Genomic DNA, 24753 nt, shown 5'->3' on the forward strand with positions numbered 1-24753 from the left:
GGTCCGAGATCAGACGGTGGTGGCGTTCCCGGCTTTCCACTCGTCCCACGGGATATTCCAGTCACCGAGGCCATCGGTACCCGACAACGTTCCGCCGACGGTGTTCTTCACGACGACGATGTCGCCGCGCTTGGTGTTGTCGTAGACCCACTTCGCGTTGGTGGGACTCAGGTTCAGGCACCCGTGCGAGGCGTTGGAATAACCCTGCTGTCCCACCGACCACGGTGCGGAGTGGAAGAAGATGCCGCTGTAGGACATTCGCGTCGCCCAGTCGACCGGAGTGCGGTATCCGCTGGACGAATTCACCGGCACGCCGTAGGTCGACGAATCCATCACGAGATGCTCGAAGCGGTCGCCGATAATGTAGACCCCGTTGTCGGTGGGGGTGCTGTCCTTGCCCATCGACGTCGGCATGGTGATGACGTCCTGGCCGTTGACGTTGAACGTCACCTGCTTGGTGTTGTCGTCGGCGGTGGCGATGACGGCGTCACCGATCGTGAACGACGTCGTGGCGTTCTCCTGGCCGAAGATGTCGTCACCGAGATCGCGCCCGTACACGTTCACCGCCACGTCGACCTTGGTGCCCGGTGCCCAGTAGTTCTGCGGACGCCAGCGAACTTCTTTGTTGTTGACCCAGTAGAACGCGCCCTCGACGGCGGGCGTGGTGGTGACGGTGATCGCGTTCTGCGCAGCGATCTTGTCGGTGATCGGTTCGTCGAACTGAACCGCGACGGGCTGCCCGATACCCACGACGTCGCCGGGGTTCGGCAATACGTAGGGCTTGGTGAAGTTGCCGGGTTGGCTGGTGGTGAAGCTCGATACGGTGCTCGACGCTCCCCCGAGTCCGTATGCGTCGGCCTGAACTCGGTATTCGCGGTCGTAGCCGAGCGGTTCGGTGTTGGTCCACGACAATCCGTCGGGCGAGATCGCACCCGAGACCGGCTCGCCCTCCGGGTTGAGCATGGTCACCGAGGACAATTTGCCGTCGGCGACCGAGACGGTCACCGGGTCCGCCGGCGAGAATCCGACGGCACCGTCGAGAACGCTGGAGGTCAGCTTCGGCTTCATCAGCTCGGTCATCGGGTTGGAATCGATCGGCACCGACGGTTCGGAGATGTCCGAAGCAGAACTACATCCCGACAGGACTGCCACCGAAGCAACCACTCCCACCGCGGCGATGACGAATCCGCAATACACCCTCATGAACCACACCACTTCCCACTTCGTGCCCGACCGGGACGATTGTGCCAGCGAAGAATCGGACACTCCACTCGACAGCCCGTTCGATGAGTAACGTTCGAGTACCAATCGCAGACCGGGAAGTTCGTGTTACCTCACGTCCGCTTCCTGCGTTCCTCGGGCGCGCATCACCGCCTTCGGCGGAGCACGGTGAGGACAACGTCATATCCGGCTAACTGAGGTGTAATGACGGCGCACCCTGGGCCGGGCACTGTGGAATGCATGGTCACCACGGTGAAGACACTCTGCGCGTACTGCGGCGTGGGATGCGGCATGGTGCTCGAGGTCGGCGGCCCATCCCTGACCTCCGATACCACCACGACCAGGCCTGTCGTCACCAAATCCGTCGGCGACAAGTCTCACCCGGCCAACTTCGGCCGACTGTGCACCAAGGGAACCACCACCGCGGACATGCTCGCCGGACCCGGACGGCTCGAGAAGGCTCGGATCCGGCACAGCCGCGGCGAGCGCCCGGAGAGCACGGACACGTCGGTGGCGATCAACGACACCGCCCGGCGGCTGCGAGCGATCATCGACGAACACGGTCCCGATGCGCTCGCGCTGTACGTCTCGGGGCAGATGTCGATCGAGGCCCAGTACCTGTCGAACAAATTGGCCAAGGGTTTCATCGGCACCAACCAGATCGAGTCCAATTCCCGACTCTGCATGGCGAGCGCGGGAACCGGATACAAACAGTCGCTCGGTGCCGACGGCCCGCCTGGATCCTACGAGGACTTCGACCACGCCGACGTCTTCTTCGTCATCGGCTCCAACATGGCCGACTGTCACCCCATTCTCTTTCTGCGGATGATGGACCGAGTCAAGGCAGGCGCGAAGCTGATCGTCGTCGACCCCCGTCGCACCGCCACCGCGGACAAGGCCCACCTGCACCTGCAACTCGAACCGGGTTCGGACCTCGCGCTGCTCAACGGTCTGCTCGCGCTCATCGTCGAGAACGGCGACATCGACCCCGAGTTCATCGCGGAGTTCACCGACGGGTGGGACGCCATGCCGGAGTTCCTCAGCGACTACACCCCGGAGAAGGTTTGCGCCGCAACCGGTCTCGCCGAGCAAGACCTGCGGGCCGCCGCCGCGATGATCGGCGGCGCAGAGAACTGGATGAGCTGCTGGACTATGGGCCTGAACCAGTCGACGCACGGAACCTGGAACACCAATGCGCTGTGCAACCTCCATCTGGCGACCGGTGCCATCTGCAGGACCGGTAGCGGCCCGTTCTCACTGACCGGTCAACCGAACGCCATGGGCGGACGGGAAATGGGATACATGGGCCCGGGGCTGCCGGGACAGCGAGCGGTGGTCAACGACGGCGACCGCGAATTCGTCGAGGATCGATGGGGCGTTCCGCGTGGAACTCTGCGCACCGATGTCGGCGGCGGAACCATCGAGATGTTCGCCAAGCTCGCTGCCGGTGAGATCAAGGCCTGCTGGATCATCTGCACCAATCCGGTTGCCTCGGTGGCCAACAGAACGACGGTGATCGACGGTCTCGAGCGCGCCGAGTTGGTCATCACTCAGGATGCCTTCGCCGATACCGAAACCAACGAGTACGCCGATGTGATGCTGCCCGCTGCGTTGTGGACGGAAGCGCACGGAGTGATGGTCAACTCCGAACGCAACCTCACGCTGTTCCAACCGGCGCTCGAGGCACCGGGCGGTGCGCTGCCGGACTGGAAGATCATCGCCGACATGGCGTGCGCGCTGGGGTACTCCGATGCCTTCACGTATTCGAGCGCCGAGGAGGTGTTCGAGGAGATCAAGCAGTTCTGGAATCCGAACACCGGCTACGACATTCGCGGAGTCACCTACGATCGCCTACGCGAAAGTCCCATCCAGTGGCCGTGTCCGCCCGACGCGTCGACCACCCGGCACCCGATCCGTTACCTCAACGACGGGGTCAGCCAACGACGACGGGTGGCCGAGGACGGTTCGATCCCCGCGTTGTCCTTCCCCACCCCGAGCGGTCGCGCTCAGTTCTTCGCCAGGCCCAGCATGATGCCTGCGGAGATGCCCGACGACGACTACCCGTTTCTGCTCAACACCGGGCGCCTGCCGCACCAATGGCACACCATGACCAAGACCGGCAAGGTCGCAAAACTGAACAAACTCGATTCCGGGCCCTTCGTCGAGGTGCACCCACACGACGCCGATCGGCTCGGTCTGATCGACGGCGACAGCGTCGAGGTCGCGTCCCGCCGAGGCCGAGCCGTCCTCCCTGCCGTCGTCACCGATCGAGTGCTCCCGGGCAGCTGCTTCGCACCCTTCCACTGGAACGACGAATTCGGTGAGTATCTCGCCATCAATGCCGTCACCAACGACGCCATCGATCCGTATTCTCAACAACCCGAGTTCAAGGCGTGCGCTGTCACGCTCACGAGAGTTGTTGCAGCCCGATCACCCTCACCCGCGGACGACGAGCATTCCCACGATCCGGTCGATGCACTCGCCACGATCGTCGGCCGCCCTGCGCGCCCTTCGGAACCCCTGACCACAATCGAGCAGCGTTACATCGCAGGACTTCTCGACGGTCTGGGCAGTGAGGCGGGCCGCAGCGCCGCCGGAACGCCCACCCTGCCGTCGCAGACTCCCCTGTCCCCCGAGACCCACGCATGGCTCGACGGCGTTCTCGCAGGACTGTTCTCGCGTAGGCCCGACACCGACGGTGCTGTCTCCGGCGTATCGGCCGATACTGCTGATCCAGGCGGTCGCCCGGTGCTGCTGCTCTGGGCCTCGCAGACCGGCACCGCCGAGGAGTACGCCCAGTCCTGCCTGGCCCACCTGCGGGGAGCCGGTCTGACGATAGCCGAACACTCGATGGATACGTTCACCGTCGATCGTGTGCCCGCCGAGGCCGATGTGCTGATCGTCAGCAGTACCACCGGTGACGGCGAAGCGCCCGACAACGGTGCGACGTTCTGGGACAGCCTCGCCGCCGAGTCCGCGGCGACGCTTCCGGGAATCCGTTATGCCGTACTCGCTTTCGGGGACTCGAGCTATGCGGACTTCTGCGGCCACGGACGCAGGATCGACGAGCGTCTCGCCGAGCTGGGTGGCCGGCGACTGCTCGAGCGCGTCGACTGCGAGCCCGACTACGAGAGCGAGGCGGCGGCGTGGCTCGATGCGGTGGTCGATCTGCTTCGGCGCGATGACGACACCACCATCGAGGAAGCACGGGTGGAGTCTGCCCGCACCGTTCCGCAGACCCGCGCGGAGCCGGAGCGGTACAGCAAGAAGTCACCGCTGGTGACGACTCTCGTACGAAATCGGGTACTGACCGCACGCGGATCGGTCAAGGATGTCCGTCAGTTCGGATTCCATCTGCCCGACGGCACGCTCGAGTACGAGGTAGGCGACGCGCTCGGAGTGTGGCCGCGAAACAGCGATGCCTATGTCGACGAGTGGCTCGACGCCACCGGCCTGGACAGCGATGCAGCCGTCGACCTCGCCGGACACGGCTCGATGTCGCTGCGCACGGCGCTGAGCCGCCACCTCGAGATCGCCCGTGCAACACCGGATCTGCTGAAGTTCGTCCATCGACGGACTGCGGACGACGATCTCGAGGCGATGCTGCATCCCGACAACAAGCATGCACTGTCCGACTGGATGTGGGGTCGTCAATCGATCGACGTGCTTGCTGCACACCCGGTTCGAGCCTCGGTGGACGACTGGCTGGGAGTTCTGAAACCGTTGCAGCCACGGCTGTACTCGATCTCGTCGAGTCCGAAGGAGAACCCCAACGAGGTACAGGTGACGGTCTCGGCGGTGCGGTACAACGTGCACGGAGTTCCGCGACGTGGCGTGTGCTCGACCTACCTGGCCGACCATGCGTCGAACCACGATGTGGGAATCTTCGTGCAGAAGACCTCGCACTTCAAGCCGCCGGACGACCCCACCACCCCGATGATCATGGTGGGCCCGGGTACCGGCGTCGCCCCGTTCCGCGCCTTCCTGCACGAGCGTCGCGCACTCGGGCACACCGGCCACAACTGGCTGTTCTTCGGTGAACAGCACGCCGACACGGACTTCTACTATCGCGACGAACTGACTGCGATGCTGAGCGACGGGTCGCTGAACCGCCTGGACGTCGCCTTCTCGCGCGATCAGAAGGACAAGGTCTACGTCCAGGATCGGATGCGCGAGCACGGGGCCGAGCTGTGGAACTGGATTCACCGCGGTGCCCACTTCTACGTGTGCGGCGATGCGTCCAGAATGGCGAAAGACGTCGAAGCCGCGTTGAAGGGCGTGGTGGCACAACACGGCAAACTCGCTCCCAGCAGTGCCGAGGCCTACGTCAAAGCCCTTGCCGCAGAGAAGCGATACGTACGCGACGTCTACTGAGTCGATGGAACCGTGCGGGTGAGGAACTCGATCTGATCAGCCACCACTCGCTCGAACGCCTCACCCAGGTAGATCTCGAAGTGACCGGCGTCGTAGGTCTTGATCTCGCCCTGCGGTGCCGTACGCGCGTAGCGCAGAGTGGCCTTCGCCGGCGCAACCGAGTCCGTTTCGCAGACGACGAACAGGATGGGGCACCGAACGTCCTTGGCCCGACGCCCGGGCCGGTGCCGCACGATACGCAGCGCAACTCTCGCTGCGACTCGATTGTGAAAGGTCTCGTCGGCGTCCGGCGCGAGTGCCAGGTAACCGTCGTAGCTGTCGGGTGAGGTCATCAGCGCGGTCGTCCCGGGTCGTCCGGCTGTGTTCACCATCAGCGGCGGTCGACCGATCACCGAACCTGCCAGGTCACCCAGTGCCCGGCCGGACAGCTTCATCGATGTCCAGGTGTTCGACGCGAGTCCCGAGGCAATTCCGTCGGTGAACGGACACTGCGAGATCACTGCCGCGACCTGCTGGTCTCGGGCGGCGGCGACGATGACGTGACCACCGCCGAACGATGAGCCCCACAACACGATTCGGGAGTTGTCCACATCTGCACGTGAGCGGGCATGAGCAATAGCCGAGGCCCAGTCCTGCAATTGCGCGTCGATGTCGAGCAGCTGTCGTGGCTCGCCGCCGCTGGCCCCGAAGTAGCGATAGTCGAATACCAGGCAGGCGTATCCCGCGGCGCGGAAGCGCTCGGCATAGGCGTCGAGCCGCATCTCCCGAGTTCCGCCGAGGCCGTGCCCCATCACGATCACCGGAGCCGGGCCGGTGTCCCTCGGAAGATAGAGCCACGCCGCGCAGGCGTCACCGTGAGAATCGAACGTGACATCGATGCGATCTGGGATCGAGCCCCCCGGCTGCGAATTCATGCGCAGACAATAGCTCACCAGGTCGAAGCAATGGCCGAGAGTCGGTCGATCAGCGTCCGGAGTGCTCGGCGGCGTAGGCGTCGACGCGTCCGTAGGCGATCTTGGGCGTCCAGTCGCGCTGCACCAAGCCGAAGTTCTGCTCGGTGTCTGCTGTGTCGGTGCCGGCGTCGCGCAGGCTGTACACGTAGGCCGGTCCGAGCCAGTCGTTGCCGAGGACGGCATCGAGAACGATCCCTATGCTGTCCGCTTGCACCTGCTCGCTGACACTGTTGGGTGCGGTCCCGGTTGGCGCACCGAACTCGGTGATCCAGATCTGCTTGCCGCTGTCGCCGCCTGCGATCATGGTGTCTCGCATGGACCACATCTTCATGGCGGTGTTCCACGACGCTGTGTCCGGGTCGTTGGGTAGGTACGGCCACGTGTACGGGTGAACGTTGAAGGCGTCGAAGTACTTGTTGGATCCTTGCGCGTACATCTTCGACAGGAACGTCGTACCCGCGATGTTGCCGTCCTTGTCCTCGGAGGGTGCCATCCCGCCTGCGAGCACGGTGGAATCGGGTTGTACTTGCTTGATCGCCGTGTAGGTCGCTCGAAGCAGCGCCGAATAGGCCGCCACATCGGGAACGGGCTTGAAGAACGTCACGATGTTCGGCTCGTTCCACACTTCCCATATCTTGATTCGGCTCTGGTACCGCTGAACCACGGTCTTGGCGAACGCAGCGAAGGTCGCAGGGTTCGCAGGACGGGAGTGCGAATCGTTGACGGCACCGGCTACACGTGCCCATCGCGGTGTGTACGCGACGATGCCGTGCACGCACATCCCGTGGGCCACAACGGCATCGATCACCCGATCCGTTCGGCTCCAGTCGAACCTGCCCCGCGTCGACTCGATGGCAGACCAATCGATGTCGAGACGAACCGCGAAGGACCCCGCGTCGCGGGCGAGCGTCAGTTCTCGATCCAGATCCGTCGGAGACAGCGCACCTATCGAAGCGCCCGGTGACACTCCGATCCGAACGGCATCCGACTGCCGCGAACACGGCGGATTGTCCCCCGGTACCTGTTGCTCCCGCAGGACGGATGCGGCCGCCGGCATCGACCCGGCAGCCAGGGACAACAACACGACTACAAGCGCGGTTGCCGCTCGCCGCGGTGAACTCGGTTTCATCGGCAGATGTTAGCAACCTCGGTGAATTCGAAATCGAATACCGGCAATATTGCTTCGCAGCTGGGTTTGTCTCGGTCCTCGGCCGCAGAACCACGCCGAAAACCGAATTATGGAATGCAGTGACTCGGGCGTCGGTGAGACGTCACGGCCTGTACTACCATCTGGACAATGACAACAGGATTTCCCGGTTTCGACGACCGCCTGAACGAGTTGCTGGCCACACAAGCGGAGAAGTCGGGTCTGTCCCCCGAGGCATACATTCGACGCGCTGTGGTCGATCAGATCGTGCGAGAGCTGTCCGAGGATCCCGATTCCGAGGTCGGTGCGCTGCTTCGAGTTCTACAGGAGGGCGTGGACAACGGTGTCGACCCGATCGAGGCCACCCGAGTGTTCGGCACCCCGATCGACGACCCGGACAGGCTTGCCGCAGTGACCCGAACGGGCTTGATGGACACCGACTCCGACGCCGGGTACGACCGGGTCGTCGCCATGGTGGCCGATGCCCTCAGCGTTCCGTCGGCTGCGTTCTCGCTGCTCGACGACAAACGTCAGTACTTCAAGAGCGCTCTCGGGCTGCCTGCGGAACTCGGTGGCGCGCAGGAGGTTCCTCTCGACGGATCGATCTGCCGCTACGCGATCGACCTCGGACAACCACTCGTCGTCGAGGACGCACGGCTCAACGACATGCTCAAGGATCACCCGTCGGTGCAGGGCAACCTGCTCGTGTCCTACCTCGGAGTCCCGCTCACCGACGACGAGGGCCATTCAGTCGGAACCCTCTGTGTATGGGATCAGCAGCCCCGTCAATGGACTACCGGCCACGTACAGATACTGCAGGATTTGGCGTGGATCATTCGCGAGCGAATTTTCGAATAACCGGCGAAATACCCATCGGGTATTAGCATTTTTCGGCCCACAACCGACTTCGAGTTTTTTTGACAAGTCGACCGGGTTGCCTCTTTCGTCCCGGTATACATTAAAAGGGATATTCGGGACCACCGATCCGAACTAGCCACCGGAAGTAGATGTGCCCAAAACCCTGGATTCATTGCGCACCAGCTCTCGGGCTGCCGAGGCGGACACAGTCGTAGACTCTCGAACACTCGTGGATCGACTCCGAGTCGATCCGTGGCACTCGGCGATCACCGTGGCCGTCGACGTCCTCGCTGCTGTCGTGGCCGTGGTTGCAGCACTGCTGTGGTATTCGGGGAGTCTCACCGAGACCGGCTGGCTGCCATGGCTTTTCCTGCCGCTCCTCGTCGGCATCCTCGCCGCCAAGTCGATGTATCGCCGCGGACTCCGGCGCAACTTCCTCGACGAGATCGGGCCGGCCGAAACCGCCGTCGCATTCGCATCACTGGCGTTGATGGTCTCGATGTTCGTGGCCGACACCGACTATCGGCCGAGTGCCGTCGTACTGCGAATCTGGGTGGCGAGTGCCGCGACGATCGCCGTTGCTCGCTTGATCCGTGTCGTCGTGCAGCGGTTGATTCGAACCAGGTACGGCTCCGCCGCACCGACCATCGTGTTGGGCAACGATCCGATTGCCCACCAACTCGTTTCACGGACACGGCAATTCCCGGAGTACGGTCTGCTTCCGGTCGGTTACGTGGGCGAGGCACCGGTCGCCGACCTGTCCTCGGCGGGCGACCCGGCCGATCTGCCTCACCTCGGAGTTCCGAGCAACTTCGAGACCATCGCTCGCAGAACGGCAGCAGAAGAACTGATCGTCGCGTTCGCACCGACGGAGGATCGGGAGCTCCTCGGTGCCATAAGGACAGCGCATCGACTCGGCATGCGAGTGTGGGTGGTGCCGAGGCTGTACGACGCAGTAGGTGTCAACGCCCGCGTCGAGCACATCGGCGGTCTGCCGTTGATGGTGCTACCGCACGTGAACCCCAAGGGGTGGCAGTTCGCACTCAAGGGAGTTCTCGATCGGGTTCTGACCGCGTTCGGCCTACTGCTGCTCTCCCCCGTCTTCCTGACGCTGATGCTGCTCGTGCGCCTGAGTTCCCCTGGACCGATCTTCTTCAAGCAGGAGCGAATCGGGCGCGACGGATTGCCGTTCGATTGCCTGAAGTTCCGTTCCATGCGGCCTCCCCGTGCCTCCGACGCCGAGTTCGAGCGGAAGGCCGGTGACGCGCCCGGCGGCGTCGAAGGTGTCGATCGACGAACGCGCGTGGGAAAGATCATGCGACAGACCTCGATGGACGAACTTCCGCAGCTGCTCAACGTCCTTCGCGGCGACATGAGTTTGGTCGGTCCGCGGCCGGAGCGCCCCGAGTACGTCGACCTGTTCGAGATGCAGATCCGTCGGTACGGAGAGAGGCATCGCGTGAAGGCAGGTGTTACGGGATGGGCACAGGTGCACGGCCTTCGCGGACAGACGTCCATCGCCGACCGCGCCGAGTGGGACAACTACTACATCGAGAACTGGTCGGTGTGGCTCGATGTCAAGATCCTGTTTCTCACGGTTCTCGCCGTTCTGAAGCGCGCCGAGGACTGATCGTGGTCTACGCCGAACACGACCGCGTTCGGGGCACCGCGTGATCACGTACGTCGCGCTCGGTGTCGGCGCAGCGCTGGTGCTCGCGCTGGGCTGTGCGGTGGCCTCGGCGATCTACCGTCGGCCACAGCGCGGGGTTCTCCTGCTGGCCGGACTTGTTCCACTGCACGGACTTCTGGTTCTCGTTCCCCTCCCCGGGATCGTATCGGGCTGGAAGGAGGGTCTCGTCGTCTTCACGGTCCTGTGCGCGTGGTTGCGTCGACCACGGCACGTCCGCGGCTCGTCGCCTCGAGTGTTCGTGCCGTGGTGGCCGGCCGCTGCGGTCTTCGTCGTGTTCGGCAGCGTGTCGGCGTTCGCCACGTACGGAGTCGTGGGCGTGTTCGGCATCAAAGTCACCTTCTTCTACATCCTGCTGGTGGTCGTCATGTGGCTCGCACCGTTCGACGCCACCGATCGGGACCACCTCGTCTCCGTTCTCATGGGCATGGGCGTGTTCACGTCGGCGGTCGGCATAGCGCAACTGGTGGCCGGTCCCGCCGCACTGGTGTCGCTGGGGTACGAATACGGCACGCAGGTCCGAACATCGGGCGGACTGCTGCGTACGTTCAGCACGTTCAATCTGCCGTTCCCCTTCGGCCTGTACGTGATGTTGGCGTTGCTGGTCGGAGGTGCGGTAGCGCTGGCCGATCCGCGTCGGCGGCGAAACCTGTTGTTCCTCTGCGCGACTCCGATGATGGTGATCGCGATGTCCAGCTCGATCGTGCGAGGCGCGATCCTCGGACTCGCCGTCGGGGCCGTCTACTTGATCGCCGTGCGTTTCCGCTACCTCGCCGCGCCGTTCGCGCTGGCGGCAGTGGCCGTCGCCGTCACGGTCCCCTTCGTACCCAAGATCACGTCGGTCTTCTTCTCGTCGAGCAGCCTGGGTCAACGCGGCGACGGCTGGGCCAACATCATCGCCAGCATTCTGGTTCATCCAGTCGGGACGGGGCTGGGATCGAGTGGGTCTGCAGCAGACCGCATTTCCACCGCAGAGGGTCAGGCGTTCACTCGATCCGGACTGTCGACCAACTATCAACCGGACAACTACTACGTCAAGGCGCTGCTCGAACTGGGGCCGATCGGCCTCTGGGCCGTCGTGGCGCTGTTGGTGACGTCGTTGCTGTGGTGCACCCGCCTGTCCCGGGCACTACCGGGTAGCGACGGTGCGCTCGCCCTCGGAGTCGGTGCGTCGATCGTCGCCGCGATGTTCGCCAGTCTCGTCTCCACGTATTTCGAGATCTTTCCGATCGATGTCTATTTCTGGCTCTTGTTAGGAGTGGTGGGATGCGCAGCAGCGCAACACGAATCGTTTTCGGGGCGCTCGCCCTCCGACCGGGCGGAAGCGGCGTACAGACCTACATTCGCGAACTCCTGAACGAGCTCCCACATTGCCTACCGGGTACCGATCTCGCCGCGTGCGTGCAGCGCGACGCCGTCGGCGATCTGCCACCCTCGGTCGCGGCGATGGAGAGGCCGGTCACCAGCGGTGCGGCTCGCGCTGTGCTCGGTGCCCTCCCCGTCGGTCGTTGCGATGTGGTGCACGGCCTCGACGTCGACCTGCCGTTCCTCACCAAGGCCTTCACCGTTGCGACGGTGCACGACCTCTCAGTCATCGACATGCCGTCGGCTTCCAGTCGATTTCGCGCACTGGGTGAGCAGAGACTGGTACGGCGCGCACTGCGTCGCGCAGATCTGCTCATCGCGGTCTCGCAGTTCACCGCCGATCGAATCAAGGCGGTCAGCGGGCGCGACGCCACGGTGGTCGGCCTGGCACCCGCAGCGTGGGCTCGCGTCCCCAGCGAGGGCCGGGTGGACGCCGTTCGACGCAAGTACGACTTGCCGGACCGTTTCGTCATGCAGGTCGGAACGGTGGAGCCTCGCAAGAACGTTCAGCTGGTGGCGGACGCAGCGGAGAGTCTCGGACTACCGTGCCTGTTGGCCGGGGCCGGCTCCACCGGCCCCCACGCCCCCCGCAATTCACAGGGGCTCGGGTACGTGGACGTCGAGGATCTGCCCGGCCTCTACGCTGCCGCGACCATCACTGCGTACGCCTCTCGGTACGAGGGCTACGGACTCCCGCCCGTCGAGGCGATGGCCTCGGGCGGCGCGGTCGTCGCCAGTGCCGTCGGTGCCCTCCCCGATGTCGTCGGCGACGGTGCCGTTCTCGTCGAATCGGAGAACGTGGACGACTGGGTACAGGCGATGAAACCCATCGCTTTCGACGGAGATACCCGCGCAGCCCTCGTCGACGCGGCAGCCGTGGCAACCCGCGAGATCAGCTGGCGTCGAACGGCAGAGCTCACCGCCGGCGCATATCGAGCCGCAGGCGTGGTCTGATGGCCGAGGACCTCGCACTCGACGGCACCGAGCAACCTCCCGACTACCGTGCAGTGGCCGCGGATCCGAAGGCCGCTGCCAAGGCCACGATTGCCGTCCTGATCAGCCGAGTGATCATCGCAGCCCTGGGATGGGCAGGCAGCGTCGTGGTCGCGCGGTCCCTCGGACCGGACGATTGGGGTCAGTTCAGCTTCGTCTTCGCGCTGCTCGGCTTGATGTCCGTCGTCACCGATCTGGGTGTCGGACGCGTCGTGCTGGCGAAGTTGATGGACGACGATCCCGAGGAAATCGGTCGAACGGCATCGTCGTTCCTGGCTCTGCGGACCGTCCTCGGGCTGCTGGGGTACGTGCTGGCCGTCGCATACGTTCTCCTGCTGCAGTATCCGAGCGAAGTGGTTCTCGCCACGGTCGTGGGTGGACTGGTTGTCGTGTTCGCCACGCCTGGCCACGCCCTGAGCGTCCTCTTCCAGAGCCGTCATCGCCTGGTCCTGGTGGCCGTCGCCGAAAGCGCAGGCCAAGCACTCCAATTGGCCTTGACCGTCCTGGCGGCCGTGCTTGCCCCCACCCTGCTGATCTTCGTTCTCCCGGCCGTGGCCAACGAAGTGTTCAAGTTGGTGACCAAGGGCTTCGGCATCGGCAACCGTTCCATGGGTCTGCGACCGTCACGGCACATCGAAATCCGTCGCTGGGGGCCCTATCTGAAAGAGGCCGTACCACTGGCGATCGGCTTCGCTCTCACCATCGCCATGCTCAAGATCGACATGTTGATGCTGAGCCTGCTCGACACGTTCGAGGCCGTGGGACTGTACTCCATCGGCTACAAATTCTCGGACATGATCGACACCTTCGTGTTGGCCGCGGTGGCACCGATCAGCACCCTGCTCGTCGCGTCGTGGCCCCACGACACGACAGCATTTCGAGCGCGCACACGTTCGGCTGCACTGCTGTTCGCACTGTTCGGGGCGATGGCTGTCGCGGCGTTCGTACCGTCCGCCGAGCCGCTGATCGGCTTGCTGTACGGCGACCGTTTCGTCGACGGAGCTCACGCAGCCCGTCTGCTCGTGATCGGCGCTGCGCTGATGTCGTTGGTGATGCTGGGCATTTTCGTGCTCGCATCGGCCGGAATGCAGCGACACTACCCCGTGGTGGCGTTGGTCGGCCTGGCCCTGAACGTCGGGTTGAACCTCGTTCTGATCCCGCGAATGTCGTACGACGGAGCTGCAATCTCCACGGTAGCGACGATCGGAACCACGCTCGTCCTGCTGTGGGCAGTGATCGCGCGGAGTATGCCGATTTCCAAACTGTTTCCTGTGCGGTCGATTTCGGTCGTCGTCGTGATCGCGGCAGCTGCAACGGTCGGCGGCTGGTTCCTGGTGCAGTACCACCCCGGCCTGTGGCTGCTCGTCTCCTCTGCGGCGGCGCTGCTGGTCGCGATAGTGCTCTACGCGCTCGTTGCGATCGGACTCGTCGAGTCACCACTGCCGGGAGCGGCAGAGAAAGGACGGCACCGTGCGCGATCCGAGTGAGAACCACGGAAACAACGGACACATCGCCCGATTCGGGCGGCTCGGTCCGGACTCGAAGTTCGGTTTCGCGATCGCAACAAATCACCGTGCTTGTTATTCCAATGTTGTTGATGTGCAATTTCATTCACGGGCGGCACGGCTACGCGACCGACACCCGACCCCGGCTATCATCGAGCCCGTCGGCTCCACGAATCGCCGAAGCGGTACATCCGCTCGCATCAACGACGGAAGGATATGCGGTTGATGTCCGTCCACGATGCCGTACACCGAGGCGACGTACCCCCACCCATCGACCTGGCCGGCCACATGCGTGAGCTGGGCCGAGCATTTCTGCCAGCCCTCGTCATCGCGCTGCTGGTCGGTGCAGGGGTGTTCTACCTCAGGAGCGAACTCACCGACGAGCAGTACGCCGCGTCGGTCGTCACCGAGATCGAACCGGCCCAGACTCTTGTCCCCGGTGACGCGTTCATCGAGCAGATGCGCGCACCGTTCATGGAACTGGCAACCGATCGCAGTGTTCTCGACGAGGTACTCGCTCAGGTCGATTCCGGTATGGACGCAGCAGAACTCGCCTCGAGCGTGGAGCTCTCCCCCGGAACCTCGCCTGCGCTGCTCATCGTGACGGTGACAACCCGATCTCCCGAACTCGCCGCGGATCTGGCCGAGGCGATGGTGTCGACCATGGCAAGCACCAGCACTGCCAATGCAATTCGCGACTCCGGCGATCGTACGAGCGATGCACAGTCCGCAGTCGACGCGCAACAGGCTCGAATCGATGCCCTGGCACCCGACGATCCGAGTCGGCTCGCGGCCGTCTCCGAGCTGGCCGATCTGCGCGCCCGACTGAGCGAGGTTCAGGCCACAGCGGGCGGAGATCGACTCGTCGTGCTGTCGAACCCCGAACAGAGCACCACTCCGGTATCGCCGAAACCGGTCTTGGAGGCGCTCGTCGCAGCGCTCGCTGCTCTCATCGTCGCGGCCGAACTGATCGTGCTGCTCCGAGGACGCCTCGGACGCAAGCCCTCTCGCTCCTGGGCCCGTCGGGTCTCGCGCAAGTACGGTGCACACTTCGACCCGAAGTCGGGCGATACGGTGCCGCCTGCCGTAGCTGCGCGGATCGCTGCGCTCGAACGCGGCGACCGGACTGCCTCGAGGGGCGCTCGACACGCTGCTCCCAAGGGCGAGAGCGTGATCGTCCTGTTGGTCGGCGAGGGTGCCGTGTCGGAGTCGGATCACGATCAGGACCGGACAACCGAACCTCGCCGAGCCACCGCAGAATTCGGCGTATCGGACCCGTGGTGGCAGCACCTCGACGTGGGTGACGTCGAGACCGTGGTGGTGCTGGTTTCGAAACGCGGACGAGACAAGAAGGCGGCAACCGCCGCACTGCGGCTGCTCGACGACTTCGACATCCCCGTACATCTGGTCCTGCAGAGCGGTAGGTCGACCCGACGGGTGGAACGGACCGCACAGACGATCGCGCCGGAAGGCCAGAGACATGCCAGCTGACAGAATCGCCGTCGTACACGAGAGATTCACCGAGATCGCCGGATCCGAGCACGTCATCGAGCAACTTGCTCTGCACTGGCCTGCGGCCGAGGTGTTCGCGCCTATCTCCCGGCCGTCCGGGGTACCGGCCGGAATCAGTCGCGAGCCGCACACGACCGGCCTCAATCGGGTGTACAACGCGTTGGGCCAACGGTCGTACGCGCCCGTTCTTCCGCTGATGCCGCTGGCCTTTCGCCGAATGCCGCTCACCGGTTTCGATGCCGTGGTCGTCAGCCACCATGCCTTCGCTACCCAGGCCGTGTTCGCCACCGACTCCCCGGTGATCGCCTATGTACACAGCCCGGCACGGTGGGCCTGGGACCCCGAGTTGCGCGCAGGCGAGGGTGGCGGTCGAGCCGGAGCGGCGATACTGACGGCATTGTCGGCCGTCGCACGTCGATGCGAGATAGCCGCCGCACCGAAACTGACCACCGTGGTGGCCAATTCGAGTGCAGTTGCGCGTCGTATCGACAACTGGTGGGGGCGCGACGACGCAGTGGTTGTCCATCCTCCCGTCGACACCGAGGGATTCACACCGGATCCGTCCGTCGAGCGAGAGAACTTCTTCCTGCTCGCGGGACGCCTTGTCCCCTACAAGCGTCCGGACATCGCTGTCCGCGCTGCCGCCGAAGCCGACGTTCCCCTCGTGGTGGCAGGAGACGGTCGCGCAATGAACGCCTGCCGAGAACTCGCCGGACCCAAAACGACCTTCTTGGGACGAGTTTCACACGAGAAGCTTCTCGAACTGCACCGCACGACGCGAGCCCTTCTGATGCCGGGCGTAGAGGACTTCGGGATCGTCCCCGTCGAGTCCATGGCAACCGGAACACCCGTCATCGCCCTGGGCGACGGCGGTGCGATGGACTCGGTGGTACCCGGGAAGACCGGGGTGCACGTATCTCCAGGCTCCGACGACGACGTGATCGCCGGATTCGCCGAGGCCATGCGCTCCTTCGACCCTGCGGACTACGACCGCGCCGCCATCCGTACGTGGGCGGAAGGCTTTTCTCGCGCCAACTTCCGCAGTCGAATGCAGGAGGTCGTCGATGCCGTCCGCTGAGCACCGCTACCGCGCGACTGCGCTGGATCGAGTGTTCGCCGACACCCGAATAATCACCGCTGTCGGTCCGGTTCGTGGTCTCGACGTCGGACGTACGAGACGAACGCTCACGGCCGCCGAACAGGCCGATGCCGAGGCACACCTCGCACTGGAACCGCGGTCGGACACTCGGCATTGGCGCTACCGCACCGACATCGCAGGTGACAACGTCACCGCGAGTAGCGGCCCCACGGACGACCTGGGTCGGATGCTCACCGAGATTCGATCCCGAGACGGCAAGCGCAGCCCGCTCGACGTGATCGTGTTCGACGACCATCTCGCCATCGACTACTCGCACGGAATCGGAGATGGCCAGATCGGCGTGATGATGTTGGCGGCATTCTGCGACGATGCCGACGGGACACTGGTTCCCGGGCTCGCGTCAGGATTGCCCGCGAGTTCGACGTGGAAAGCGTTGTGGCGTCACTATTCTCGGAACCCCAAGACCATCTTGGACTTCCGTAGGCTGCGCGGACGCCATAGACCCGAGGTCGACGACGGGTCTGCTCCCCGCCGAAGAATCGAGAACTGGGAAACCGCGAAAGTCAGCCGTGCCGGGTACATGAGCCGAGCACGGGTGGACGAACTCAAGCACTGGACGGCCGAGAACATGCCGGGTGCGACAGCCGCGTCGATCTCGATCGCGCTGTGGAGCGCGGCACTGCGCGCAGAGGGCGTCGACGTCGCCGAGCACGTCATGGTCTTGTTCAACAGTCGACGCTACCTCGATCCCGCACAACAGAATTCGCACGGGAACTTCGCCGTCGGTATTCCACTTCACTTGCCGTCGGGCACGACACCCGTCGCTATCGCTACGGCGATGCGTGAGGTGATCGAATCCGGTTGGCCCATAGCGGTACTGGGGATGTCGCAGCTCCGCGACATCGCAACGCAAGTTCGGTCGTCCGCTGGACCGCAGGTCGACGATTCTGTCGTCGACGTTCCTGGGACATTGAGGTTGGCCGTCAGCGACCTCGGGCGAGTGCGAGTGTTCGATCACCTCGACTGGGTCGACGACGGCAGGCCACCGCAGATGGCCGCATCACTCGAACCGGACGGCCCGGACGGCTGCACGATGCTCATTGCCGAGATTGCCGGTGGGCGGACCTACACGGCATCGTTCTGCAGCAAGATGATCGACGTCGCGGTCGTCGATTCAGCGCTGCAGAGGATGTGCGGAGACCCCGTCGCTCTACTGCACCATGCCTGACGAGTCACGAGTTCGCTTTCGCGAACCACCCTTGCCACACAGACAGGCCAACACATGACCGACGAGTCGACCGTGCTCTTTCTGGCCCACACCGGACAGGTTTCCGGTGCGGAGAAGGTGCTGCTCAATTTGATCGACGAGGCCGAGCGCCGCGGCCACAGAACTGTGATCGCCTGCCCCGCTGGACCATTGGCGCGTCGCCTGCCGAGCGGAACCCGGCACATTCGGATCGACGAACTCGGTCTCGGGGGTGAGCACGGTGCCGCACGCGGTATCGCCGCGCTGCGCCTGCTCGGAAGGTGGATCGGTGCCGCACGCGCAGTGCGCTCCGTCGTGCGCGCGCCCGACACGACAACTGTCGTCAATTCCCTGTTCGCGCTCCCGGTCGCACGATTGTGCCGGCCGACTCGCGGTGCGTCCTGGCTCGTTCACGACACCATGAACTCTCTCAAGCAGCGCGTGGTGGTTCGATTCTCCCGCCCGGCAATTCGGGTCGCGGTGTCGGTCTCGGAAGCAACGGCCGTTCCGCTCCGCGCGGCAGGCCTTCCGGTGGTGGTGGCACACAACGGAGTGCCGTGGCCGGTGACCCGTTTCGGCGGCGAACTTCACACCCCACCGGTGGTCGGCATGTTGGCGTTGCTGACACCCTGGAAGGGGCACCGAGTTCTCCTCGATGCCGTCGCCACACTCCCCGACATCCGAGTCGAGTTGGCCGGCGGAAGCTTTCCCGGCGATCGCGACTACGTATCGGAGCTCCACGAACGTGCCGCCGAATCGGACCTCGCCGGCAGGGTGGAGTTTCTCGGGCACACCGATGCAGAGTCCGCACTCCGCAGGTGGGATGTCGTGATTTCGGCCAGTACGTCCCCGGAGGCCGGACCGTTGTCGGTACTCGAGGCAATGTCGCACGGGCTGCCGGTGATCGGAACGGATCACGGCGGTACCCACGAATTTCTCTCCGAGGGCGCGGGGGTACTGGTCGAACCCGGTGACTCCGCGGCTCTGGCCGAGGCGATCTCGACCGTCATCGGTGACGCGGATCGACGGCGCCGACTCGGTGACAGCGCTCGCTACCGCGTGGCCAGTCGCCACGACATCGGCGAAACGCTTCCCGAACTGTTACACCGGCTGATCGGCTGAACGCCGCTTCGATCGCCGGACGCATCAGCTGGTGAAGTGCAGAAACATGATCCTCGTCATGGTCGCGTGTGATTGAATCCTGAAGCGGTCGACGGAAGGGGACACACGTGACACGCGCTTCGTACCGGCCGAACGAGCACTATCACTGGGGTGTCGGAGTAATGGCCTCCCTCGCGCTGACCACGGGGGTCAAACGGGTCGTCTCGGCTGCGAGTCTGGCCATGGCCGTCGTGGTGACCCTCGAGATGGCATTCGGTTACGGTGCCACCACCCCGATCCCGTCGATAGTGCAGTGGACGTGCATGATCGCCGCGTACATCATGGGCGCATTCTGGTGGTTCGGTCCATGGCCGACGCTCCGGCAGGCCTTCGCGTTCGTCGTCATCGCCGATATCGCGATTTTCGGGGCCACCATCACCGCGGACTTCGAGCCCGAGGTGACACTCGGAAAGTGCACGTTTCTCATACCCCTCGGCATGCTGGCCGGTTTCCTCTTCGACAAATGGAGGCTGGCTGCACACATAGCGCTGTGTGTGCTGGCTACCTCCATCGTCGCGGTGTACATCGTGGTGGACAGAGGTGTCGACACGTTCGTCGCCGTCGTCCTGTGGGCACCGATCGTGGTGACTCTCACCGGCTTCGTGCTCATCTTGCAGATGACGAGTCAATCCATGCGACTCGAGTTCGAGTAGTCGAGCTCTGTTCGATCAGAACGTCAGTAGGACCTTGCTCGAACGCGATGCATCCGCCGCCAGCGCGAATGCGTCGAGCGCCTCGGTGACGGGATATTCGGCCGTGACGACCGCTCCGACGTCGAGGGAACCGTCGGCCAATGCCTCGATGACGTCGTCCATCTCGTCGTTGAAACGGAAGGAACCGACGAGGTCGATCTCACGCGTGATCGCCAACGACACCGGGACCGGCTGATCACCGGCCGGGGGTAGCCCCACCATCACGACGCGGCCGCCGCGCATGGTGCCGTTGATCGCCGACGCCAGACCGCGGTGATTACCTGAGCACTCGAACGTGACGTCTGCCTCGACGGAGGCGATCGCCACGCCGTCGCGAGCATCGATCGTCCGGTGCGCACCGAGTGCACGTGCCACTTCGAGCGAGTAATCCTGCAGGTCGACCGCGACGATGTTCGCCGCACCCGCCCGCGCGGCCACCGCCACGATGAGGGCACCGATCGGACCGGTACCGACGACGAGGACAGTTGCGCCCCGAACGGTTCCGGCGCGTTCGACAGCGTGCCAGGCCACGCTCGCGGGCTCGGCCAGCGCCGCGATTCTCAGATCGAGTCCTGCCGGCAGGGCTCGGAGCATTCGCGTCGGGACGGCGACGTGTCCGATGAACAGCCCGTCGTTGTGCGGTACCTGTGCCGCGCTGCCCATGTACCGACAGCCGGGCGACAGGTTGGGGCGATCGGCCGGGTATTTCGCGCCCGTTCCGCCGGGCGTGGCCGGATGAACGGTCACCGGGGTGCCTTCGGCGGGACCGCTGCCGTCCTCGGCACGACGAACCACCGTTCCCGACGCCTCGTGGCCCAACCGCATCGGCGCTTTCAACACCGACTGACCCGCAGCACCGTGCTGCCAGTAGTGCAGATCCGATCCGCAGATCCCGCCGTAGGCGATGGCGATGATTGCCTCGTCCGGTGCCGCGGGTGTCACAGCGACGGTGTCGAGACGCAGATCGTCGGCGGCATGGGCGACCAGGGCGACGGTCTTCTCGGGAATGCGCGGTACTTCGGTCATGGTGGTACTCGTCCGTCCGTTCTCGTTCATCGGGTGACAGCCTCCTCCGAGGTGAGCAGGTCGAGCTCGTCTCGGCGCGGCATACCCTCCCAGTCGCCGGGGACCGTGCACGCGAAGGCACCCACGGTCGTCGCCGTTCGCAGCCGCTGGTCGATCGGTGCATCGACGAGCCGTTCGGACAGATAGCCGGCCACGAAACCGTCCCCTGCGCCGACCGAGTCGACCACGTCCACCGGCACTGCAGTGCAGACGTATTCGGTGCCTCGGGCCCGTACCAGTGCACCGCGGTCGCCGAGCTTGATGACGGCCTCGTCCGTGCCGAGCTCGCACAAACGTTCCGCCAACTCGGAGGCAGTGCCGTCACCGACGGCGATGGCTGCCTCCTCGGTACCGGCGAACACGATGTCGGCCTGCTCGATGATCTGCCGATACACCGGTGCCGCTTCGGTTCTCGTCCACAGTGCCCGGCGATAGTTCAGGTCGAAAGACACCGCGATGCCGCGCTCGCGGGCTCGCTCGACGTAGAACAGCGTCGCTTTGCACGCCGTATCCGACAATGCCGGGGTGATTCCCGTGACGTGCAGCGCCCTGACTCCGTCCCAGAGTGTCTCCGGGATGTCACCGATACGGAAGCGTGAGCCTGCACTCCCCGCTCGGTAGTACCAGACCCGAGTCGAAGTGGAAGTACGGCGTTCCTTCACCATCAGGCCGGTGGGTGCATCGGGGTCTCGAACGACGTGTGCGTCGAGTCGTTCGGCTGCAGTTCCCTGGCCACCCGGTCACCCAGGCTGTCCGAACCCACTCGGCCCACCCAGGTGACCGGAACTTCCAACCGCCGCAGTGCTATTGCGAAATTCGTCTCGGCTCCCCCGATACCCAGCCGCATCGTCGAGACGTGTGCGAGTGGACCGAGGTCCTGGGCGGTGGTCAAAGCCATGGTTTCGCCGAAGGTCAGTACCGACACTGCAGATCAAGCCTCGACGAGTACAGGATCGGTGGCGTTGGCCGGATCGGTCAGGTCTCTGTCGCGGGTTTCCGGAGCGAACGACGCGGCCACGAGTACCGAGATCGCCATGATCATCATGTACACGGCGACGGGAACCCAGGAGCCGGAGAACGCGGTGATCAGAGCCGCGCACAACAGCGGAGCGATGCCGCCGCCGAACACCGAGGCGAACTCGCGACCCAATGTCACCCCGGCGTAACGGTATCGGGCACCGAACATCTCCGGGAAGTAGCTCATCGTGACGCCGACTGCTCCCTGGCATGCCAGGATGAATCCGATGATCATCACCAGGGTGATCAACGTGTGCGAGCCGGTGTTCAGCGCCATGAAGGTCGGGACCGGCAGAACGACGAGCAGGCCGACGATGCCGATGTACACCGGCTTGCGACCCACCTTGTCCGAGAGCCATCCGAAGCCCCAGGCCGCGATACCGCCACAGATAGCTCCGATCAGCAACACCTTCGGGATGAACGTGGGGTCCACGCCGACGTCGTTCTTCATGTACGAGGCCATGAACACCTGGTACGTGTAGGACTGTGCACTGATGCCGACGGTCATGAACATAACGATGAACAGCGGCCGCTTTCCGTTGGCGAACACTTCCGTCACCGGTGCCTTCGGGCGCTCCTGGGCCGCTTTGAGCTCCTGGAAGACCGGAGACTCGTTGAGCTTGCGCCTGATGATGAACGCGGCAACGGTGACCAGAATGCTGCTGAGAAACACCATTCGCCAGCCCCAGGACATCAGTTGGTCATCGGGGAGCAACTGGGCCAGAATCCAGGCGATGGCTCCGAGCGCGGTGCCGAGTGCCGCTCCGGTCATGACGAGGGCAGCCAATCGGCCACGTTTGCCGATTTCCGCAGTCTCGGTGAGAAGCGTTGCGCCACCTGACTGTTCGGCTCCCGCTCCGAAGCCCTGAAAGAACCGACACAGTACCAGCAACACCGGGGCAAGTAGGCCTACCTGTTCGAATGTCGGCAGCAGCCCGATGGCCATCGTTGCTCCTCCCATCAGCATCAGGGTCGCCACGAGCACCCATTTGCGACCGAGGCGGTCACCGTAGCGAGAGAAGAACAGCCCGCCCAGCGGACGAGCAAGGAACCCGACGGCGTACGCGCTGAAACTGGCGATGATGCCCGCGGCCGGAGAGATGTTGGGAAAGAACAGTTTGTTGAAGATCAGCGCAGATGCCGTGCCGTAGATGACGAAATCGTACTGTTCGAGCGTGGTGCCGATGAGGCCGGCCCACGCCGCGCGTCGTACCGCGGTCGGATCATGCTTGGCCGGAGCGATTCTCGGAGAATCCGATGGTTCTGTGGTCGTGTCCATGGTTGTCCTCGGGTGAAGTTACGGCCTGAGCCGAAGGAAGGAAGGAAGAAGGAAGGAGTCAGTCGAGTGTGGTCCGGGATGCTGTGACGACAGGGCGGAGCGAAGAACTTCCCGCTTCGACGGCTGCTGCCATCGGACCATGACGGACAACAGTATTCATCAAATCCGCTGTGCGTGTGATGAATTCGGGATACTCGGCCAGTTCGACGGGAAGGATGTCGCCGCGTTCGAGAACCGATCGAACGACATCTTCACTGGACGCTGCCGAGGCGGCAAGTCCTGCCAATCGCGCACGTGCTGGGTCGGCCATTGCACGTGCGTGCGGGCCGGGATCGAAACCTTCGGGAGGGCACACGCAGCAGAGATACGCGGCCAGGGTCAACGAGAGATGTTGCGGTACAACGCCGTTGCGCAGGTGATACAGCACGGGGGTCGGGATTCTCTGCGCCAGCTTCGCCGAGCCGTCGGAACCGACCTGTGCCGTTCTGTGGCCCAGAGCGGAATTGGACCACCGTACGAACAGCTGAGCGATGTAGTCCTCGATGTCCACGTCGCCCGGAACGGGCACGGTGGGGAGGTATTCGTCGACGAGTACCGCTCGCGCCGCGGCCTCGACGAACGGCCGTCCGATCGAATCCGGGATGGTCGCGCGACCGTCCAGAGCGCCGAGATAAGCAATGAGAGAGTGCGTTCCGTTGAGCAGCCGCACCTTCATGAGCTCGTAGGGTTCGACGTGCCGAGCGAATACGGCACCGCCGGCCTCCCACCGCGGACGACCTGCGACGAAGTTGTCCTCCATCACCCACATCGTGAACGGCTCGGCCGGGACGGCGATGGTGTCCACTGCACCCAACCGGGCAGTGGACTCTGCGTCGTACGACTCGCTGCTGGACGGGACGATGCGATCGACCATGGAGTTGGGGAACGTCACCGACGTCGCCAACCAATCGATCACGTCGTCGGCACCGCAGCGGGTTAGGAACTGGCGCACGAGAGCCGCCGTGCGGTCCCCGTTACCCAGCAGGTTGTCGCAGCTGGCCACCGTGATCGGAGTTCCGTGACTTCGAGCCCGCACCGACAACGCTCGCGCGAGCTGTCCCACGGTCGTCGTCGGCGTGTCCGGCTGGGCCAGATCCTGCTGCACTGCAGTCGATTCGAGATTCAGTTCACCGGTCAGGGGCGAGAACGTGTAGCCGAGCTCGGTGACGGTGATCGAGACGATCCTGACGTCCGGGTCGGCAATGGCTCGGACGACGGCCGCGGGATCGTGCGCGGCAACCATGACTCCGGTATGCGCTCCCGGCACACTCACGCGCGAGCCGGACGGAGAGATCTCTACGACCCCGTAGAGCAGGTCCTGCGCGAGCATGGCATCCGTGATCGTCCGAGATCTGTTGGCCACACCCAGAATTCCCCAGCGTCCGCCGTCCTGCGCCAGCGCGGCCGCGGTGTACACGGCCTGGTGTGCGCGGTGGAAGTTCCCCAGGCCCAGGTGCACGATTCCGGTTCCGTCCGGCCGCGTGGGGGCGAGCCCCGAGCCGGCGAGTGCCGAACGGGACAGTCTCGCTTCACTCATCTC

General features: G+C 64.4%; 17 protein-coding genes and 1 pseudogene. 11 read left to right on the forward strand and 7 right to left on the reverse strand.

Annotated features, from left to right (window positions below; genetic code table 11):
- Window positions 1-9: 9 nt before the first annotated feature.
- A complete protein-coding gene (locus CH276_RS02270; protein WP_094631112.1) occupies window positions 10-1203 on the reverse strand; it encodes a L,D-transpeptidase in 1194 nt (397 codons plus the stop codon).
- Window positions 1204-1461: 258 nt separating this feature from the next.
- Here CH276_RS02270 and CH276_RS02275 point away from each other — a divergent pair, with 258 nt between their 5' ends.
- On the forward strand, window positions 1462-5595 hold the full coding sequence (locus CH276_RS02275) for a bifunctional nitrate reductase/sulfite reductase flavoprotein subunit alpha (protein WP_094631041.1): 4134 nt from the start codon (window positions 1462-1464) through the stop codon (window positions 5593-5595).
- Here CH276_RS02275 and CH276_RS02280 read toward each other — a convergent pair.
- Both CH276_RS02280 and CH276_RS02285 read right to left on the reverse strand, forming a co-directional pair.
- Window positions 5589-6509: an alpha/beta hydrolase gene (locus CH276_RS02280; RefSeq protein WP_094631040.1), complete on the reverse strand. Its 921-nt coding sequence runs from the start codon at window positions 6507-6509 to the stop codon at window positions 5589-5591. The genes CH276_RS02275 and CH276_RS02280 overlap by 7 nt on opposite strands.
- Before the next feature lie 49 nt (window positions 6510-6558).
- Window positions 6559-7677 carry an endo-1,4-beta-xylanase gene (locus CH276_RS02285; protein WP_094631039.1) on the reverse strand — a complete coding sequence of 373 codons (1119 nt, stop codon included), beginning with the start codon at window positions 7675-7677 and terminating at the stop codon, window positions 6559-6561.
- A gap of 168 nt (window positions 7678-7845) precedes the next feature.
- Here CH276_RS02285 and CH276_RS02290 point away from each other — a divergent pair, with 168 nt between their 5' ends.
- The 10 genes from CH276_RS02290 (at window position 7846) to CH276_RS02335 (ending at window position 19774) form a co-directional block, all read left to right on the forward strand.
- Window positions 7846-8553 carry a GAF domain-containing protein gene (locus CH276_RS02290; RefSeq protein WP_094631038.1) on the forward strand — a complete coding sequence of 236 codons (708 nt, stop codon included), beginning with the start codon at window positions 7846-7848 and terminating at the stop codon, window positions 8551-8553.
- Window positions 8554-8782: 229 nt separating this feature from the next.
- Entirely contained in the window at window positions 8783-10183 is a 1401-nt protein-coding gene (locus CH276_RS02295; RefSeq protein ID WP_254924264.1) for a sugar transferase, read from the forward strand.
- 40 nt (window positions 10184-10223) lie between these two features.
- Window positions 10224-11597, forward strand: coding sequence for an O-antigen ligase family protein (locus CH276_RS02300; protein ID WP_032394628.1), 1374 nt, complete (start codon window positions 10224-10226; stop codon window positions 11595-11597).
- The gene (locus tag CH276_RS02305) at window positions 11507-12559 is read left to right on the forward strand and encodes a glycosyltransferase family 4 protein (RefSeq protein WP_032394629.1); all 1053 of its coding nucleotides are present in this window, start codon (window positions 11507-11509) and stop codon (window positions 12557-12559) included. The genes CH276_RS02300 and CH276_RS02305 overlap by 91 nt, the downstream gene beginning before the upstream one ends.
- The gene (locus CH276_RS02310) at window positions 12559-14085 is read left to right on the forward strand and encodes a flippase (RefSeq protein ID WP_094631037.1); all 1527 of its coding nucleotides are present in this window, start codon (window positions 12559-12561) and stop codon (window positions 14083-14085) included. Before CH276_RS02305 ends, CH276_RS02310 begins: the two co-directional genes overlap by 1 nt.
- A gap of 243 nt (window positions 14086-14328) precedes the next feature.
- Complete coding sequence (locus CH276_RS02315) at window positions 14329-15594, forward strand: hypothetical protein (RefSeq protein WP_094631036.1); 1266 nt, start codon at window positions 14329-14331, stop codon at window positions 15592-15594.
- On the forward strand, window positions 15584-16693 hold the full coding sequence (locus CH276_RS02320) for a glycosyltransferase (RefSeq protein ID WP_032394631.1): 1110 nt from the start codon (window positions 15584-15586) through the stop codon (window positions 16691-16693). The genes CH276_RS02315 and CH276_RS02320 overlap by 11 nt, the downstream gene beginning before the upstream one ends.
- Window positions 16680-17942 (forward strand): hypothetical protein, encoded by a 1263-nt coding sequence (locus CH276_RS02325; protein WP_254924261.1) that lies wholly within the window; start codon window positions 16680-16682, stop codon window positions 17940-17942. Before CH276_RS02320 ends, CH276_RS02325 begins: the two co-directional genes overlap by 14 nt.
- A 54-nt stretch (window positions 17943-17996) precedes the next feature.
- The gene (locus CH276_RS02330; RefSeq protein ID WP_094631035.1) at window positions 17997-19082 is read left to right on the forward strand and encodes a glycosyltransferase family 4 protein; all 1086 of its coding nucleotides are present in this window, start codon (window positions 17997-17999) and stop codon (window positions 19080-19082) included.
- 107 nt (window positions 19083-19189) lie between these two features.
- On the forward strand, window positions 19190-19774 hold the full coding sequence (locus CH276_RS02335) for a hypothetical protein (RefSeq protein ID WP_032394633.1): 585 nt from the start codon (window positions 19190-19192) through the stop codon (window positions 19772-19774).
- Window positions 19775-19789: 15 nt separating this feature from the next.
- Here CH276_RS02335 and CH276_RS02340 read toward each other — a convergent pair whose 3' ends face one another.
- The 4 genes and pseudogenes from CH276_RS02340 to CH276_RS02355 all read right to left on the reverse strand — a co-directional run bounded on the left by CH276_RS02340 (window position 19790) and on the right by CH276_RS02355 (window position 24750).
- A complete protein-coding gene (locus tag CH276_RS02340) occupies window positions 19790-20839 on the reverse strand; it encodes an L-idonate 5-dehydrogenase (protein ID WP_254924284.1) in 1050 nt (349 codons plus the stop codon).
- A 26-nt stretch (window positions 20840-20865) separates the two neighbouring features.
- Window positions 20866-21776: pseudogene (locus CH276_RS02345) on the reverse strand (sugar kinase).
- Window positions 21777-21809: 33 nt separating this feature from the next.
- On the reverse strand, window positions 21810-23174 hold the full coding sequence (locus CH276_RS02350) for an MFS transporter (protein ID WP_094631033.1): 1365 nt from the start codon (window positions 23172-23174) through the stop codon (window positions 21810-21812).
- A gap of 58 nt (window positions 23175-23232) precedes the next feature.
- Window positions 23233-24750, reverse strand: a complete 1518-nt coding sequence (locus CH276_RS02355) for a mannitol dehydrogenase family protein (RefSeq protein ID WP_094631032.1) — start codon at window positions 24748-24750, stop codon at window positions 23233-23235.
- Between the last annotated feature and the right edge of the window lie 3 nt (window positions 24751-24753).

Origin of the sequence: Rhodococcus sp. 06-470-2 (assembly GCF_002258235.1) — a bacterium.
GTDB lineage: Bacteria > Actinomycetota > Actinomycetes > Mycobacteriales > Mycobacteriaceae > Rhodococcoides.

Bases quoted from the DNA above. Each gene is read 5' to 3' on its own strand.
- CH276_RS02270 (WP_094631112.1), bottom strand. From the start codon at position 1,203: ATGAGGGTGTATTGCGGATTCGTCATCGCCGCGGTGGGAGTGGTTGCT.
- CH276_RS02275 (WP_094631041.1), top strand. From the start codon at position 1,462: ATGGTCACCACGGTGAAGACACTCTGCGCGTACTGCGGCGTGGGATGC.
- CH276_RS02280 (WP_094631040.1), bottom strand. From the start codon at position 6,509: ATGAATTCGCAGCCGGGGGGCTCGATCCCAGATCGCATCGATGTCACG.
- CH276_RS02285 (WP_094631039.1), bottom strand. From the start codon at position 7,677: ATGAAACCGAGTTCACCGCGGCGAGCGGCAACCGCGCTTGTAGTCGTG.
- CH276_RS02290 (WP_094631038.1), top strand. From the start codon at position 7,846: ATGACAACAGGATTTCCCGGTTTCGACGACCGCCTGAACGAGTTGCTG.
- CH276_RS02305 (WP_032394629.1), top strand. From the start codon at position 11,507: ATGCGCAGCAGCGCAACACGAATCGTTTTCGGGGCGCTCGCCCTCCGA.
- CH276_RS02310 (WP_094631037.1), top strand. From the start codon at position 12,559: ATGGCCGAGGACCTCGCACTCGACGGCACCGAGCAACCTCCCGACTAC.
- CH276_RS02315 (WP_094631036.1), top strand. From the start codon at position 14,329: ATGTCCGTCCACGATGCCGTACACCGAGGCGACGTACCCCCACCCATC.
- CH276_RS02320 (WP_032394631.1), top strand. From the start codon at position 15,584: ATGCCAGCTGACAGAATCGCCGTCGTACACGAGAGATTCACCGAGATC.
- CH276_RS02325 (WP_254924261.1), top strand. From the start codon at position 16,680: ATGCCGTCCGCTGAGCACCGCTACCGCGCGACTGCGCTGGATCGAGTG.
- CH276_RS02330 (WP_094631035.1), top strand. From the start codon at position 17,997: ATGACCGACGAGTCGACCGTGCTCTTTCTGGCCCACACCGGACAGGTT.
- CH276_RS02340 (WP_254924284.1), bottom strand. From the start codon at position 20,839: ATGACCGAAGTACCGCGCATTCCCGAGAAGACCGTCGCCCTGGTCGCC.
- CH276_RS02350 (WP_094631033.1), bottom strand. From the start codon at position 23,174: ATGGACACGACCACAGAACCATCGGATTCTCCGAGAATCGCTCCGGCC.
- CH276_RS02355 (WP_094631032.1), bottom strand. From the start codon at position 24,750: ATGAGTGAAGCGAGACTGTCCCGTTCGGCACTCGCCGGCTCGGGGCTC.